We start from the raw sequence: 14,289 nt of genomic DNA, 5'->3' as shown, positions 1-14,289 counted from the left end.
GGTCATTGCTCCCGGTAGATCACGCCAGCCTGGGCGCTGCCGGACACGGTCACGCCCGTGGTCCGCTCAGGCGCCGGGTCGGGTGCCGTGGGCGGGCCGTCGACGCCGCAGGCGGCAAGGGCCGCGACGAGGCACAAGGCCAAGGCGCGGATCACAGCCCGATCCCCACGCGGGCGCGGCCGAGGCTGACCCCGGCATAGGGAGAGACGTTCACGCCATCGGTGCCGATGCTCACACCGGCGCCGACCCGGGGGTTCGTCACGTTGCAGCCCGCGAGCGCGAGGCAGAGGGCTGCGGCCAGGCAGGCTTTGGTCAAACTCATCCCAGTCTCTCCTTCCAGCGCGCAACCTGCGCGCGCACTTGGCTCGGGGCCGTGCCGCCGTAGCTTGTCCGGCTGGCGACCGAGTTATGGACCCCCAGCACCTCGAACACATCGGCCCGGATCGCGCCATGGACCGATTGCATCTCCGCCAGGCTCAGGTCCGGCAGGTCGCAGCCCTTCGCCTCGGCCATGGCCACCAACGTGCCCGTGACATGATGTGCATCGCGGAAAGGCAAGTTCAACTCCCGCACCAGCCAGTCGGCGAGATCCGTCGCGGTGGAGAAGCCGCTGGCCGCTGCATCCTCGAGGCTGGCGCGGTTCGCGGTCATGTCGCGGACCATGCCTTCCATGGCCGCCAGCGCCAGCATCAGCGTGTCGGCGGCATCGAAGACCTGTTCCTTGTCCTCCTGCATGTCCTTGGAATAGGCCAGCGGCAGCCCCTTCATCACCGTCAGCAGCGCCACATTGGCCCCGACAATCCGGCCGATCTTGGCGCGGATCAGCTCGGCGGCATCCGGGTTCTTCTTCTGCGGCATGATCGACGAGCCGGTGGAGAACCGGTCCGACAGAGTGACGAAGCGGAATTGCGCCGAGGACCAGATCACCAGCTCCTCGGCCATGCGGCTGAGATGCATCGCGCAAATGCTGGCGGCGGCGAGGAATTCCAGCGCGAAGTCCCGGTCCGACACCGCGTCGAGCGAATTGGCCGCCGGGCGGTCGAAGCCCAGCGTCTGCGCGGTCGCGTCGCGGTCCAGCGGAAAGGACGTGCCCGCCAGCGCCGCGGCGCCGAGGGGGCATTCGTTCATCCGGGCGCGGGCGTCCTGCATCCGGCCGCGGTCGCGGGCGAACATCTCGACATAGGCCATCATGTGGTGGCCCCAGGTCACCGGCTGCGCGGTCTGCAGGTGGGTGAAGCCCGGCATGACCCAGTCGGCCCCGGCCTCTGCCTGGGCGAGGAGCGCGCGCAAGAGCGCGAGGAGCCCTGCATCCGCCGCGTCGAGCTGGTCGCGCACCCAGAGCTTGAAATCCGTCGCCACCTGGTCGTTGCGCGACCGGCCCGTGTGCAGACGGCCCGCGGGTTCGCCGATCAGCTCTTTCAGGCGGGCTTCCACGTTCATGTGGATGTCCTCCAGCGCCGCTGAGAAGGCGAACTGCCCTGTTTCGATCTCTGACAAGACCGTGAGCAGGCCTTCCCGGATCGCCTCGGCGTCTTTACTGGAAAGGATGCCTTGCTGTGCGAGCATGGCCGCATGGGCGCGGGAGCCATCGATATCCTGCCGCGCCAGGCGCCGGTCGAACCCGATCGAGGCATTGATCGCCTCCATGATCGCGTCCGGCCCGGCGGCGAAGCGGCCGCCCCACATGGCGTTGGATTTGGTGTCGGACATGGTACGGCCCCGTGAAACGTAGGAAGGATGAGACATGCGCTGGATCGCGTCCGCCGTGCTATATATGGCCGTTGCCCTTGGTGCAAACGCCGAGACCGCAGGAGCGCCGGCGCTCGATATCGCGGCGCTGGAGGCGCTGCGCGAGGGCCAGATGGAAAAGCTGCGCTTTCACGAGGCGCCCCGGGCGCGGTCGGATCTGGCCTTCATGCGCGCCGATGGCAGCGAATCGAGCCTTGCGGCCTATGACGGCAAGGTCGTGGTGCTGAACTTCTGGGCGACCTGGTGCGCGCCCTGCCGCAAGGAGATGCCGGGGCTCGACCGGCTGAACCAGGCCTTGGGCGGGGACGATTTCGCGGTGGTGACCCTGGCCACGGGGCGGAACTCCCCCACGGGGATCGCGAAATTCTTCGAGGACACGGCCTTGCAGACGCTCCCCCAGTACCGCGACATCAAGCAGGGCATCGCCCGCGAGATGGAGGTGCCGGGCCTGCCGACCACGGTGATTCTCGATCGCGACGGGCGGGAGATCGCCCGCATGACCGGGGAGGCGGAGTGGGACACGCCCTCGGCCAAGGCGATCGTCACGGCCCTGATCGGCGCGGACAGCTAGGCGAGGCGCGCCACGCGGGCGTGGGAGGGGCAGGTGACCAGGTGGTCGTTGACCATGCCCGTCGCCTGCATGAAGGCATAGACGATGGTCGGCCCGCAGAACTTGAAGCCGCGCGCCTTCAGGTCGCGCGACAGCGCGCGGGAGATATCGGTCTGGGCGGGCACCTCCGCAAGGCTTTGCCAGCGGTTCTGCAGCGGCGCGTCGCCGACGAAGCCCCACAGGTAGGGCGAGAAGCCCTGCGCGGCTTCGATCCCGAGATAGGCTTGGGCATTGGTGATCGTCGCCTCGATCTTGCCCCGGTGCCGGACGATGCCGGGGTCTTGCAGCAGGCGCTCCACCTCCGCCGGGCCCCAGCCCGCGATCACCTCGGGGTCGAACCCGGCGAAGGCGGCGCGGAACGCCTCGCGCTTGCGCAGGATCGTGATCCAGCTCAGGCCCGCCTGGAACCCGTCGAGCACCAGTTTCTCCCACAGGGCCCGGGGGTCGCGGTCGGGCACGCCCCATTCGGTGTCGTGATAGGCCACATAGAGCGGGTCCTGCCCGCACCATCCACAACGCTCCGCCATCCTGTCCTCCCGATCTGCGGCATTTGAACTGAATTTGGAACAAACCGGGAAGATTCATGGCGAATTAAGGACTCATGCGCAAGGATCGCCCCGTAACGATTGGAGCTGCCCATGCCGCCGAAGCAACCGCCGAAACGCCCCGGACCCCGGAATCGCAACCCCCAGAACACGCCCCTTGCCGAAGCGGTGGCCCAGCGGGACAAGTCCGTCATCGCCCTAGTGAAACAGGCCGTCAACCACAAGAACGCCCTTCTGGCCTTCCAGCCGATCATGCAGGCCGGACGGCAGAACAAGGTCGCCTACCAGGAGGGGTTGATCCGCATCCATGATGACAGTGGGCGGCTCATTCCCGCAAAGGACTTCATCACCGTGGTCGAGGAAATGGAGCTTGGCCGACAGATCGACTGCCTCGCGCTGGAGCGGGGGTTGGAGGCGCTGCGCCTTGTGCCGACCTTGCGGCTGGGGATCAACATGTCCGCGCGCTCCATCGGGTATCCGGAATGGACCGAGACCCTGGAACGGGGCCTCGCCAAGGACCCGACCATCGCCGAGCGGCTGATCCTGGAGATCACCGAGCAGTCCGCGATGACCATCCCCGAGATCGTGACCGTGTTCATGCGCGATCTGCAGCGCAAGGGCATCACCTTCGCGCTGGATGATTTCGGGGCCGGGCACACGTCCTTTGCCTATCTGCGGGACTTCTTCTTCGACATCCTCAAGATCGACGGCAAGTTCATCCGCAACATCTCCCTGAGTGCGGACAACCAGGTCCTGACCCAGGCGCTGATCTCCGTGGCCGGACATTTCGACATGTTCACGGTCGCGGAATCGGTGGAGAACGCTGCCGACGCGGCCTTCCTGACCGCGGCCGGGATCGACTGCATGCAAGGTTATCTTTTCGCCGCGCCCAGCACCAAACCCGCCTGGCTGGACCAGCCCCAGCGCCTGCGCGCCTGAGCCTGAAAACGGGCAGCACACAGACCCGGCACAGCCCGCTGCAAGGCGGGCTTGCACGGACCGCATGGGCACCGCACCCCGCGCAATGCGGGCAAACGCGGCCCGCCGCGACAGCCAACCCCTTGTAAGCAAGCCGCTTCTCGGCCCACGACGCGCGGATCCCCCATCGCGCGCCGCGGGACCGTTCCGCGCCAGTGAGACACGATGTCAGGTGCCCGCAGGCACGTTCCTCCACTAGAGCAGTGTGGACGCTCCGTCATGCACCGCAAGCAGCCGGCCGAAACCGGGCGCCTGGAAGACCAAAGAGGGACCTTTACAGATGACAAATGTCGTAATCGCATCCGCCGCGCGTACTGCCGTCGGCAGCTTCGGCGGATCCTTTGCCAACACGCCTGCCCATGACCTGGGCTCCGCCGTGCTCGAAGCGCTGGTGGCGCGCGCCGGGATCGAGAAGGGAGAAGTCTCCGAGACCATCCTCGGCCAGGTGTTGACCGGCGGCCAGGGCCAGAACCCGGCGCGCCAGGCGCATATCAACGCAGGCCTGCCGCAGGAAAGCGCGGCCTGGGGTCTCAACCAGGTGTGCGGCTCGGGCCTGCGCGCCGTCGCCTTGGGCGCCCAGCACATCCAGCTCGGCGATGCGGAGATTGTCTGCGCCGGCGGCCAGGAAAACATGACGCTCAGCCCCCACGTGGCCAACCTGCGCGCGGGCCAGAAGATGGGCGACATGAAGTTCATCGACTCGATGATTCGCGACGGCCTCTGGGACGCGTTCAACGGCTACCACATGGGCCAGACCGCCGAAAACGTCGCCGAGAAGTGGCAGATCAGCCGCGAGATGCAGGACGAGTTCGCCGTCGCCAGCCAGAACAAGGCCGAGGCCGCCCAGAAGGCCGGCAAGTTCGATGACGAGGTGGTGGCCTTCACCATCAAGACCCGCAAGGGCGACATCGTCGTGGACAAGGACGAGTACATCCGCCACGGCGCGACCATGGAGGCCATGCAGAAACTGCGCCCGGCCTTCACCAAGGACGGCTCGGTCACGGCGGCCAATGCGTCGGGGCTGAACGACGGCGCGGCCGGCGTGCTGCTGATGTCGGCGGAGAATGCCGAGAAGCGCGGGATCACCCCGATGGCGCGCATCGCGTCCTATGCCACCGCCGGGCTCGACCCGTCGATCATGGGCGTCGGGCCGATCTATGCCTCGCGCAAGGCGCTGGAGAAGGCCGGGTGGAAGGTCGACGACCTGGACCTGGTGGAAGCCAACGAAGCCTTCGCCGCGCAGGCCTGTGCCGTGAACAAGGACATGGGCTGGGATCCGGCGATCGTGAACGTGAACGGCGGCGCCATCGCCATCGGTCACCCGATCGGCGCCTCCGGCGCGCGGGTTCTCAACACCCTGCTGTTCGAAATGCAGCGGCGGGATGCCAAGAAGGGCCTTGCCACGCTGTGCATCGGCGGCGGCATGGGCGTGGCGCTCTGCGTCGAGCGCCCCTGACCTGATCCCGGGTGGCCCGACGGGCCACCCCCCCTTCCGGCGGGATCCTGAACGCACCCGTCCCGGCCGGACAAAAAACTGACCTCGAGGAGGACATATCATGGGACGTGTTGCACTAGTGACCGGTGGCTCGCGTGGCATTGGCGAAGCGATTTCCAAGAAACTGAAGGCGGACGGTTATACCGTGGCCGCCACCTATGCGGGCAATGACGAGAAGGCCGCGGCCTTCACCGAAGCCACGGGGATCAAGACCTACAAGTGGAACGTGGCCGACTACGAGTCGAGCAAGGCCGGCATCGCCCAGGTCGAAGCCGATCTCGGCCCGATCGAGGTTGTCGTCGCCAATGCGGGCATCACCCGCGACGCGCCGTTCCACAAGATGACTCCCGAGCAGTGGCACGAGGTCATCGACACCAACCTGACCGGCGTGTTCAACACGATCCACCCGGTCTGGCCCGGCATGCGCGAGCGCAAGTTCGGCCGGATCATCGTGATCTCGTCGATCAACGGCCAGAAGGGCCAGTTCGCCCAGGTGAACTATGCCGCGACCAAGGCGGGCGATCTGGGCATCGTGAAGTCCCTGGCCCAGGAAGGCGCGCGCGCCGGGATCACCGCCAATGCGGTCTGCCCGGGCTATATCGCCACGGAAATGGTCATGGCGATCCCCGAGAAGGTGCGCGAGTCGATCATTGCGGGCATCCCGGTGGGCCGTCTGGGCGAGCCCGAGGAGATCGCGCGCTGCGTGGCGTTCCTGGCCTCCGATGACGCGGGCTTCATCTCGGGCTCGACGATCTCGGCAAACGGGGCGCAGTTCTTCGTCTGAGCGCGTTTGCGCGTTAGGGTTGGGCCGGTCCCCGCGCGCGGGACCGGCCCATTTTCATGCCGTAACCTCCATGGCGGGACGAGCGGCATGAAACGGGTTGGCCCACGCCAAAAGACGGGCGAAAGCGGCGGAGCGGGCCTGGCGCCCACGGGCGATGGCGGCTTGGGTCGTCAGGGTAGCGGTGGCATGGGTCATCGGGCATGTCCTTGTATGAATTTCTGAACTGTCCTGAATATGAGCGCCTGCATTGGTGGTGACAAACGAGACTTTTCCCGGCCTCGGTTAAGGTATACTTATGTGGAATGCATGATCGCCTCCCCCCGCTGACCGCCCTGCGCGCCTTCGACGCCGCCGCGCGGCATATGAGTTTCGCCAAGGCGGCGGCGGAGTTGAACGTCACGCCTGCCGCCCTGAGTTTTCAGATCAAGGGGCTGGAGGAGCATCTGGGCGCGCCGCTCTTTCGGCGGCTGAACCGGGCGGTGGAGTTGACCGAGGCGGGCAAGGCGCTGGCCCCCGGGGCCGCGGACGGGTTCGATGCGCTGCGGCGGGCCTGGATGGCGACGCGGCGGAGCCTGGACGCAAGGACGCTGACAGTGACGGCGGGACCTGCGTTCACGGCGAAGTGGCTGGCGCCGCGGCTGTTCGATTTCGCCCAGAAGCACCCGGATATCGAGCTGCGGTTTTCCGCCAGCCTGCGACTGGTGGATTTCGACCGGGACGACGTGGATCTCGCGATCCGATTCGGGATGGGCGGTGACGACGCGGGAGTCTACAGCCGGGTGTTGGTGCGCGAGTGGTTGGCACCGATGGTGGCGCCGCATCTGGCGGAGCGGCTGCGCGTTCCTGCGGACTTGCTGAAGCTGCGGCTTCTGGATGACGGCAACCTGGATTTCGTGCGCCCGCCCTGCGACTGGGCCGCGTGGTTCCGTGCCATGGGCGTTGCCGATCCGCCGGAGTTGACGCCGCAATTCAGCCAGGCCGACCATGCGATCGATGCGGCCGAGACCGGGGGCGGAGCGATCCTGGGCCGGATATCATTGACAACCAAGGCGCTGCAGGACGGGCGGCTGGTGATCCCGTTTCCCACGGCCCTGACCACCAGGGCCCATTACCGGGTGCTCTGCCCGGCGGGCGCGGAGCAAAAGCCCCAGGTTCAGGCGTTCCTGTCCTGGCTGTTCGATAATGTGGGGGAGTTTGCGGCCCATGACCGGCAGATGAGCTTCATCGACGCGGGCGATGTGGGCACCTGAGGGTCGGCCGGGAAACTGCGGCCCGGTGCTGGACCGAACCGCAGGCTAAGGGGGAAGGGTCAGTTCGCTTGCAGACGCTCGATCTCTTCCTTGAGACGTAGCTTCTGCTTCTTGAGCGAGGCAATCGTCAGACTGTCTGTTGCGGCGCTGCGTTGCGCGTCATCCACACGAGCGGAAAGCGATTGGTGTTTCCGGCGGAGTTCCTCGAGATGCGAACTCACGGTCATGGGCGTCCTCCTTGTTGACGTGGACAGTATGCGAAGTGCAGCACAGATGCCGAGTCGTGTCACGAGAAACAGGTGCGCGATTTTGTATCGAACTGTCAGCAGGCCGGGTCGGAGAGCGACAGCGCGCCACCCTCGCGCAGTAGGTGCCGGGCGATGTCCGAGCCGTCCTCGCCATCGCGCAGGTGCCGCGATCCGTCATGGAGCACCAGCGGCGCACGCAGGGTGAAGGGGGCGCGGCCCTCCTTGATGCCCTGCAAAACAAAGCGCTTGGCCGGACGGCCCGCGCGCGCAACCAGAGGTTGCAATCGCAGCGAGCCAAGCACGCGGGGTACCGCCGCCATGACCTCGGGCAGCCGGTCGGTCCGGGCGATCAGGGTGACCGTGCCCCGGGGCCTGGTGCGACGGACTGCCGCAGCCAGCCAGTCGGTCAGATCCCCCCTGTCCCGCAGGGCAAGATCGCGGCCCGCATCGGCCGGTGCGGTACTGGCCTCGGCGGCGAAATAGGGCGGGTTGAAGAACACGTGGTCAAAGCTGCGCTGCCGCAGGTCGGGCGGCAGGTCGGTCGCGTCGCCCTCGATCACCTCCAGGGGCAGGTCGTTGCGGGACGCGTTGGCGCGCGCCAGGGCGGCGTAGCCCGGTTGCAGCTCGACCCCCGTGCAGGCCGCCCCCGTGCGCGCCATCAGGCACAGGGCCACCGCACCGACACCGCAGCCCAGATCGAGGCAGCTTTGCCCGGCCCGCGCGGGCACCGAGGCGGCCAGAAGCACCGGGTCGGTCCCCGCGCGGTAGCCCTGCAAGGGTTGTTCGAGCACCAGCCGTCCGCCGAGGAACCCGTCGAGCGAGGTCTCAACGCAGGCCGAGGGCATCACGCGGACCGGTCCTCGCTGATGGGGATGTCGTTGTCGATCATCACCGCCCGGGCGCGGAACATGTCGCGCTGCCGCACCATCAGGCGCCGCGGCAATACGCCGATGGATCCTTCGAGGACGCTCATGTGGACGTCCATCTGGAAGCAGTCTATACCCTCGCCTTGCAGCAGAGCGGAGGCATAGGCGATGATCGTGGGATCGTTGGTGCGCAGAAGCTCTCTCATGTTAGCGAGATAAGAGTAGCCGGGCTCGGATGTCGAGCCGATTGACGGAGCCGTGATGAGCTTGGATACCCCTGCCGCAACCAAACCGCATGAGCGCCTCGCGACCCACCTGGCCGAAGACATGGACGCGGTGAACGTGCTGATCCGGGAGCGGATGGCCTCGGAACACGCGCCGCGCATCCCCGAGGTGACAGCGCATCTGGTCGAGGCCGGCGGCAAGCGGCTGCGCCCGATGCTGACGCTGGCGACCGCGCGGCTCTGCGGCTACACCGGGCCTTACCATGTGCATCTCGCGGCGACGGTGGAGTTCATTCACACCGCGACGCTGCTCCATGACGACGTGGTGGACGAGAGCAACCAGCGGCGCGGGCGGCCCACGGCGAACCTTTTGTGGGACAACCAGTCGAGCGTGCTGGTGGGCGATTACCTGTTCGCGCGGTCCTTCCAGTTGATGGTCGAGACCGGCTCCCTGCGGGTTCTGGACATCCTGGCGAACGCGGCCGCGACGATTGCCGAGGGCGAGGTGCTGCAACTGTCGGCGGCGCAGGACCTGGCGACGGACGAGGACATCTACCTCAAGGTGGTGCGGGGCAAGACCGCGGCGCTGTTCTCGGCGGCCACCGAGGTGGGGGGCGTGATCGCGGGCGCCGACGAGGCGCAGGTGCGCGCGCTCTTCACCTATGGCGATGCGTTGGGCATCGCGTTCCAGATCGTCGACGACCTGCTGGACTACGGCGGGGACAGTGCCAAGACCGGCAAGAATATCGGCGACGATTTCCGGGAGCGGAAGCTGACCCTGCCGGTGATCAAGGCGGTGGCCAAGGCGGATGCGGAAGAGCGCGCCTTCTGGAGCCGGGTGATCGAGAAGGGCGACCAGCGCGACGGGGATCTTGAGCATGCGCTCGCGCTTCTGGACCGGCACGGCGCGATGGCGGCGACCCGGGCCGATGCGGTGGCCTATGCCGCCCAGGCCAAGGCCGCGCTGGAGGCGGTGGCGCCCCATCCGTTGACCGACATGCTGCGCGATCTGGCCGATTACGTGGTGGCGCGGGTCACCTGAGCAAGGTCGGCGCGACCCACCAGTCCGGGTGCCGGGTTGAGAGGGTTTCCGCCGCCGCCTGCGCCTGTGCAGGGGTTTCGAAGAGACCGAAACAGGTCGCGCCGGAGCCGGACATCCGGGCCAGCAGGCAGTCCGGATCGCCCGCGATCTCCGCCAGAACGCTGTCGATCACGGGGGCCGCGGCGCGGGCGGGCGGCTCCAGGTCGTTGCGCTGGGTGGCGAGCCATCGGGCGCAATCGGTCGGCGTTGCAAAGCCGGGCAGGTCGGCGGGCATGGGCGGATTTTCCTTTTGACGCAGGCCCCTGAACACGGCCGGGGTCGGCACGTCCACGCCAGGGTTGACCAGCACCGCGGGCAGCGGCGGCAGGCCCGCCACGGGGGTGAGCGCTTCGCCGATGCCGGACATGCGGGTCGCCTGCCCTCGCAGGCAGACGGGCACGTCGGCGCCCAGGGCCGCGCCATCATCGGGCAGCGCGCAGCCCATCGCCTGCGCATGGACCCGGAGCGCGGTCGCGGCATCGGAGGACCCGCCACCGATCCCCGCCGCCGCGGGCAGGTGTTTTTCCAGATGGATCGCACCGCGCGCCGCCCCGAGATGGGCCGCGGCCTTCAGGATCAGGTTTTCGGGCCCCGTGGGCACGCCCGCCGCGCGCGGGCCCGACACGGTCAGCCCGAGGGCCGCGTCGGGGTCGAGCACCAGCCGGTCGCCGATATCGGCGAAGACCACGAGGCTGTCGAGCAGGTGATAGCCATCTTCACGCTGCCCGGTGACATGCAGGGTCAGGTTGATCTTCGCCGGGGCAAAGCCCGCGATCGGTCGCGACCCCGGGGCGCGCCCCTCAGTCGGTGGCGACATGGATGGGGTCGGCCCCCTCTTCGATCAGCACCGCATCGAGCCCGACCTGCAGTTTGCGGCGGATACGCTCGGCGTCTTCTTCCTCGGGATCGAAGGACAGGGCGCGCTTCCACTGGAACTCCGCCTCACGCTTGCGGTTCACGGCGTAGTAGACGTCGCCCAGGTGGTCGTTGATGATCGGGTCGAGCGGCTCGAGCGCGACGGCGCGTTCCATCAGCGGCACGGCCTCCTCGTAGCGTTCCATCCGGTAGAGCACCCAGCCGAGGCTGTCGGTGATATAGCCATTGTCGGGCCGGGCGGCGACGGCTTCTTCGATCATGGCGAGGGCTTCGTCCATGTTCTCGCCCATCTCGACGAAGGAATAGCCGAGATAATTCAGCACCATGGGCTGGCCCGGATTGAGTTCCAGCGCGCGGCGCAGGTCGACCTCCGCCTCGTCCCAGTCGCCGATCCGTTCATGGGCGATGCCGCGGGCGTAGTAGAGCACCCAGTCGTCCTGGCCCTGGGCTTCGGCGATGGCGATGGCGGCATCATAGGCCTCGGCGGCTTCGGCGAAATTCTCCATCCGGCGGTGGGTGTCGGCGAGCGCCGCATGAACCCGGGCCACGTCGCCATGGGTTTCGACCAGCTGGGTCAGCACCTCGATCGCGGCGTCGGCCTTGCCCGCCTCGCGCAGCACGTTGGCGCGGCCGATCTCGGCGGTCAGGAAGGCGGGGCTGTCACGGGGGACCTTGTCATAGACCTGGTTGGCCAGATCGAACTGTTCCAGGTCTTCCAGCAGGCTCGCGGTCAGCAGGAGCGCGTCGATATGTTCCGGCGCAAGGATCTGGGCGAGGCGCGCATAGAGCAGTGTGAAGGCATCCGCCGCCTGACCGTTCAGCGCGATCGCCACGGTGAAGAAGGTCTCGGCATAGCCCGCGGCGGGGTCCGGCACCACGTCGAAGACCAGGGTGCCTGCGTCGAGCGCGTCGAGGATAGCGGCCCCGCGCGGGTCGTCCGCGCCGATCCGGGTCTCGATCAGGGTGCGGGCCTCGTCGGCGCGGTCGAGCTGGGCCAGTACCTGGGCGTGGGCGATGATCGCGCGGCCCGAGAGGCTTGCGGCGATGCTGCCGTCTTCGAGGAAAAGCGCATCGGCACCTTCGAAATCGCCCACCTGCGCGAGCGCCATGGCCTTGTGGTAGATCCCGAAGGCACGGGTGCGGGGGTCGTCGATCATCTCGTCGAAGGCGGCGAGCGCCTCGGCGGGCCGTCCCCGGTCGAGCGCGCGCCACCCCGCGACCAGCAGGTCGCCCACGGGGCCGACGCTGGGCACATCCATGTCGAGGCTGCCATCGGGGCCAAGCACATCGGCCGCGAGGATCAGGTTGGCGATCTGGTTGGTCGGATACCCCTCGGCCAGTTTCAGGGCGATGGGATAGGCGCTGGCCTGGTCACCCAGGGCGAGAAAGGCAATCGCGGCGCTTTCCATCAGCGCCGGGTTCGCCCGGTCACGCATCAGGGCGCGGGCGTAGTAGCGGGCAGCATCGCGATAATCGCTGTTCAGGCTCGCAGCCCGACCCGCGAGATAGGCGCCCGCAACCCCATCGGGCGCGGCCTGGACCGGCGGGGCGAGGGGCAGCGCAAGGGCCGCGGCCAGAACCCATCCGAGTGTGCGTTTCGCCTTTCTATCCATGACTGCGCCTTTCAATGGGGAAGGGAGATACGCCAAAGCGTAGCGGCGCGGCGCAGCACTGTCCATCCGCGCAACCGCCCCTGCCGGGCGCGACAGGGGCGGATCACGGGATCGTCACGGCATCATCACGAGGCACAGGCACCGCAGCGGGCGCCTTGGGCTCACATGTTCGGGTAGTTGGGGCCGTCTCCGCCCTGGGGGGTGGTCCAGACGATGTTCTGGGCGGGGTCCTTGATATCGCAGGTCTTGCAGTGGACGCAGTTCTGGAAGTTGATGACGAACCGGGTCGGCTTGCCCTCTTCGCGGACGAACTCGTAGACCCCCGCCGGGCAATAGCGCGCCGAGGGGCCGGCGTAGTCGGGCAGGTTCTTGCCCACGGGAATGCTGGCATCCTTCAGGGTCAGGTGCGCGGGCTGCGCCTCTTCGTGGTTGGTGAAGGAATAGGCCACGTTGGTCAGCCGGTCGAAGGACAGCACGCCATCGGGTTTCGGGTAGTCGATGGGCGTGAACCTGGCCGCCTTGCCGGTGGCCTCGGCGTCGGTCTTGCCGTGCTTGACCGTCCCGAACAGGGAAAAGCCCAGCGTGTTGGTCCACATGTCGAGCCCGCCCAGGGTCAGGGATGCCGTCAGCCCGTATTTCGACCAAAGCGGCTTGACGTTGCGCACCTTCTTGAGGTCCTGGCCCACCGGGCCATAGCGCAACTCGCCCTCGTATTCCTTCAGGGTATCGCCGGACCGGCCCGCCGCCAGCGCGGCATGGGCCGCCTCCGCCGCCGCCTTGCCCGACAAAATCGCGTTGTGGTTGCCTTTGATCCGCGGCACGTTCACCAGCCCCACGGAACAGCCCAGCAGCACCCCGCCCGGAAAGCAGGCCTTGGGCATGGACTGGTACCCACCCTCGGAGATCGCGCGCGCGCCGTAGGCCACCCGCTTGCCGCCCTTGAGCAGCTCGGCCACCATCGGGTGGTGTTTGAACCGCTGGAATTCCATGTAGGGGAACAGGTACGGGTTTTCGTAGTTCAGGTGCACCACGAAGCCCACATAGACCTGGTTGTTGTCCAGGTGATAGATGAACGACCCGCCGCCCGCGTTCTTGCCCAGAGGCCAGCCCATGGTGTGCACGACCCTGCCTTCTCGGTGCTTCTCGGGGTCGATCTCCCAAATCTCCTTCATGCCAAGGCCGTATTTCTGCGGCTCGCGGCCCATGGACAGGTCGTATTTCTCGATCACCTGCTTGCTGAGCGATCCGCGCACGCCTTCGCCCAGCATCACGTATTTGCCGTGCAGCTCCATGCCCGGCTCGTAGCTGTCGCCGGGCGTGCCGTCGGGGTTCTTGCCGAACTCGCCGGCGACCACGCCTTTGACTTCGCCGTTCTCGCCGTAAACCAGCTCCGAGCAGGACATGCCGGGGAAGATCTCGACGCCCATTTCCTCGGCCTGCTCGGCCATCCAGCGACAGACATTACCCATCGAGACGATGTAGTTGCCGTGGTTGTTCATCAGCGGCGGCATGGGGAAGGTCGGGATGCGCATCGCGCCCGCCTCGCCCAGCATGTAGAACTTGTCCTCGCGCACGGGCACGGTGATGGGCGCGCCGCGGTCCTTCCAGTCAGGAAGCAGCGCATCGAGACCGACGGGATCCAGCACCGCGCCGGACAGGATATGCGCGCCGACCTCTGAGCCTTTTTCCAGCACGACGACGTTCAGATCCGCGTCCAGCTGTTTCAGACGGATCGCCGCCGACAGGCCCGCCGGGCCCGCTCCGACGATCACCACGTCGTATTCCATCGCTTCACGCTCGATCTGGGTCATTCGCTCTCACACTGGCTAGCCCCGAGGGGGATTGAAATAATATTGCGCCACGAGATAGCGGGCGCGTCCGGAAGGGTCAATTGTGACGCTGCGCTGCAACGAATTCTGACGTGGGAACACGCCCTGCAAACCGGCCTTGCGTGGGCGCGGGGCATGATT

Annotated in this window: 17 protein-coding genes; 6 read left to right on the top strand and 11 right to left on the bottom strand. The window is 67.3% G+C overall.

The window, feature by feature from the left end; translation table 11 throughout:
• Positions 1–2 precede the first annotated feature (2 nt).
• From PVW48_RS08420 to argH, 3 genes are read right to left on the bottom strand one after another with little or no spacing between them, the layout of a single operon-like run.
• Positions 3–155 (bottom strand): hypothetical protein, encoded by a 153-nt coding sequence (locus tag PVW48_RS08420; RefSeq protein WP_203426287.1) that lies wholly within the window; start codon positions 153–155, stop codon positions 3–5.
• Entirely contained in the window at positions 152–322 is a 171-nt protein-coding gene (locus PVW48_RS08415) for a hypothetical protein (protein ID WP_012179722.1), read from the bottom strand. The genes PVW48_RS08420 and PVW48_RS08415 overlap by 4 nt, the downstream gene beginning before the upstream one ends.
• Entirely contained in the window at positions 319–1,710 is a 1,392-nt protein-coding gene (gene argH / locus PVW48_RS08410) for an argininosuccinate lyase (protein WP_274581023.1), read from the bottom strand. The genes PVW48_RS08415 and argH overlap by 4 nt, the downstream gene beginning before the upstream one ends.
• 34 nt (positions 1,711–1,744) lie before the next feature.
• Between argH and PVW48_RS08405 the strand changes: the two genes are divergently transcribed.
• Positions 1,745–2,320, top strand: a complete 576-nt coding sequence (locus tag PVW48_RS08405; RefSeq protein ID WP_012179724.1) for a TlpA disulfide reductase family protein — start codon at positions 1,745–1,747, stop codon at positions 2,318–2,320.
• Here PVW48_RS08405 and PVW48_RS08400 read toward each other — a convergent pair.
• Entirely contained in the window at positions 2,317–2,886 is a 570-nt protein-coding gene (locus PVW48_RS08400; RefSeq protein ID WP_274581022.1) for a DNA-3-methyladenine glycosylase I, read from the bottom strand. The genes PVW48_RS08405 and PVW48_RS08400 overlap by 4 nt on opposite strands.
• 111 nt (positions 2,887–2,997) lie before the next feature.
• Here PVW48_RS08400 and PVW48_RS08395 point away from each other — a divergent pair, with 111 nt between their 5' ends.
• From PVW48_RS08395 to phbB, 3 genes are all read left to right on the top strand, one after another.
• Positions 2,998–3,843: an EAL domain-containing protein gene (locus PVW48_RS08395; RefSeq protein WP_274581021.1), complete on the top strand. Its 846-nt coding sequence runs from the start codon at positions 2,998–3,000 to the stop codon at positions 3,841–3,843.
• A gap of 319 nt (positions 3,844–4,162) precedes the next feature.
• Complete coding sequence (locus PVW48_RS08390; protein ID WP_012179727.1) at positions 4,163–5,338, top strand: acetyl-CoA C-acetyltransferase; 1,176 nt, start codon at positions 4,163–4,165, stop codon at positions 5,336–5,338.
• 100 nt (positions 5,339–5,438) lie between these two features.
• The gene (gene phbB / locus PVW48_RS08385; protein WP_012179728.1) at positions 5,439–6,161 is read left to right on the top strand and encodes an acetoacetyl-CoA reductase; all 723 of its coding nucleotides are present in this window, start codon (positions 5,439–5,441) and stop codon (positions 6,159–6,161) included.
• 54 nt (positions 6,162–6,215) lie between these two features.
• Here phbB and PVW48_RS08380 read toward each other — a convergent pair whose 3' ends face one another.
• Positions 6,216–6,356 (bottom strand): hypothetical protein, encoded by a 141-nt coding sequence (locus tag PVW48_RS08380; protein ID WP_274581020.1) that lies wholly within the window; start codon positions 6,354–6,356, stop codon positions 6,216–6,218.
• A 107-nt stretch (positions 6,357–6,463) separates the two neighbouring features.
• Here PVW48_RS08380 and gcvA point away from each other — a divergent pair, with 107 nt between their 5' ends.
• The gene (gene gcvA, locus PVW48_RS08375; RefSeq protein WP_274581019.1) at positions 6,464–7,411 is read left to right on the top strand and encodes a transcriptional regulator GcvA; all 948 of its coding nucleotides are present in this window, start codon (positions 6,464–6,466) and stop codon (positions 7,409–7,411) included.
• A 59-nt stretch (positions 7,412–7,470) separates the two neighbouring features.
• Here the strand turns inward: gcvA and PVW48_RS08370 are convergent, their stop codons facing one another.
• The 3 genes from PVW48_RS08370 to PVW48_RS08360 form a co-directional block, all read right to left on the bottom strand.
• The gene (locus tag PVW48_RS08370; RefSeq protein WP_012179730.1) at positions 7,471–7,638 is read right to left on the bottom strand and encodes a YdcH family protein; all 168 of its coding nucleotides are present in this window, start codon (positions 7,636–7,638) and stop codon (positions 7,471–7,473) included.
• 95 nt (positions 7,639–7,733) lie between these two features.
• Entirely contained in the window at positions 7,734–8,504 is a 771-nt protein-coding gene (locus tag PVW48_RS08365) for a tRNA1(Val) (adenine(37)-N6)-methyltransferase (RefSeq protein WP_274581242.1), read from the bottom strand.
• Positions 8,504–8,731 (bottom strand): putative signal transducing protein, encoded by a 228-nt coding sequence (locus PVW48_RS08360; protein WP_012179732.1) that lies wholly within the window; start codon positions 8,729–8,731, stop codon positions 8,504–8,506. Before PVW48_RS08360 ends, PVW48_RS08365 begins: the two co-directional genes overlap by 1 nt.
• A gap of 55 nt (positions 8,732–8,786) precedes the next feature.
• Between PVW48_RS08360 and PVW48_RS08355 the strand changes: the two genes are divergently transcribed.
• Entirely contained in the window at positions 8,787–9,791 is a 1,005-nt protein-coding gene (locus tag PVW48_RS08355; RefSeq protein WP_274581018.1) for a polyprenyl synthetase family protein, read from the top strand.
• Here PVW48_RS08355 and PVW48_RS08350 read toward each other — a convergent pair.
• The 3 genes from PVW48_RS08350 to PVW48_RS08340 all read right to left on the bottom strand — a co-directional run bounded on the left by PVW48_RS08350 (position 9,784) and on the right by PVW48_RS08340 (position 14,130).
• A complete protein-coding gene (locus PVW48_RS08350) occupies positions 9,784–10,647 on the bottom strand; it encodes a 4-(cytidine 5'-diphospho)-2-C-methyl-D-erythritol kinase (RefSeq protein WP_274581017.1) in 864 nt (287 codons plus the stop codon). The genes PVW48_RS08355 and PVW48_RS08350 overlap by 8 nt on opposite strands.
• Entirely contained in the window at positions 10,631–12,319 is a 1,689-nt protein-coding gene (locus tag PVW48_RS08345; RefSeq protein ID WP_044028059.1) for a tetratricopeptide repeat protein, read from the bottom strand. The genes PVW48_RS08350 and PVW48_RS08345 overlap by 17 nt, the downstream gene beginning before the upstream one ends.
• A gap of 161 nt (positions 12,320–12,480) precedes the next feature.
• A complete protein-coding gene (locus PVW48_RS08340) occupies positions 12,481–14,130 on the bottom strand; it encodes an electron transfer flavoprotein-ubiquinone oxidoreductase (RefSeq protein WP_274581016.1) in 1,650 nt (549 codons plus the stop codon).
• Positions 14,131–14,289: the final 159 nt, after the last annotated feature.

The sequence above is a fragment of the Dinoroseobacter sp. PD6 genome (assembly GCF_028807315.1).
GTDB lineage: Bacteria > Pseudomonadota > Alphaproteobacteria > Rhodobacterales > Rhodobacteraceae > Dinoroseobacter > Dinoroseobacter shibae.
The sequence above is the reverse complement of the archived record's forward strand: the minus strand, read 5'-3'. Positions and strand labels throughout refer to the sequence as shown.

Coding starts and splice junctions, on each gene's coding strand:
- PVW48_RS08405 (WP_012179724.1), top strand. CDS start 1,745: ATGCGCTGGATCGCGTCCGCCGTGCTATATATGGCCGTTGCCCTTGGT.
- PVW48_RS08400 (WP_274581022.1), bottom strand. CDS start 2,886: ATGGCGGAGCGTTGTGGATGGTGCGGGCAGGACCCGCTCTATGTGGCC.
- PVW48_RS08370 (WP_012179730.1), bottom strand. CDS start 7,638: ATGACCGTGAGTTCGCATCTCGAGGAACTCCGCCGGAAACACCAATCG.
- PVW48_RS08395 (WP_274581021.1), top strand. CDS start 2,998: ATGCCGCCGAAGCAACCGCCGAAACGCCCCGGACCCCGGAATCGCAAC.
- PVW48_RS08345 (WP_044028059.1), bottom strand. CDS start 12,319: ATGGATAGAAAGGCGAAACGCACACTCGGATGGGTTCTGGCCGCGGCC.
- PVW48_RS08390 (WP_012179727.1), top strand. CDS start 4,163: ATGACAAATGTCGTAATCGCATCCGCCGCGCGTACTGCCGTCGGCAGC.
- argH (WP_274581023.1), bottom strand. CDS start 1,710: ATGTCCGACACCAAATCCAACGCCATGTGGGGCGGCCGCTTCGCCGCC.
- PVW48_RS08360 (WP_012179732.1), bottom strand. CDS start 8,731: ATGAGAGAGCTTCTGCGCACCAACGATCCCACGATCATCGCCTATGCC.
- PVW48_RS08415 (WP_012179722.1), bottom strand. CDS start 322: ATGAGTTTGACCAAAGCCTGCCTGGCCGCAGCCCTCTGCCTCGCGCTC.
- PVW48_RS08380 (WP_274581020.1), bottom strand. CDS start 6,356: ATGACCCATGCCACCGCTACCCTGACGACCCAAGCCGCCATCGCCCGT.
- phbB (WP_012179728.1), top strand. CDS start 5,439: ATGGGACGTGTTGCACTAGTGACCGGTGGCTCGCGTGGCATTGGCGAA.
- PVW48_RS08355 (WP_274581018.1), top strand. CDS start 8,787: ATGAGCTTGGATACCCCTGCCGCAACCAAACCGCATGAGCGCCTCGCG.
- PVW48_RS08365 (WP_274581242.1), bottom strand. CDS start 8,504: ATGCCCTCGGCCTGCGTTGAGACCTCGCTCGACGGGTTCCTCGGCGGA.
- PVW48_RS08340 (WP_274581016.1), bottom strand. CDS start 14,130: ATGACCCAGATCGAGCGTGAAGCGATGGAATACGACGTGGTGATCGTC.
- gcvA (WP_274581019.1), top strand. CDS start 6,464: ATGCATGATCGCCTCCCCCCGCTGACCGCCCTGCGCGCCTTCGACGCC.
- PVW48_RS08350 (WP_274581017.1), bottom strand. CDS start 10,647: ATGTCGCCACCGACTGAGGGGCGCGCCCCGGGGTCGCGACCGATCGCG.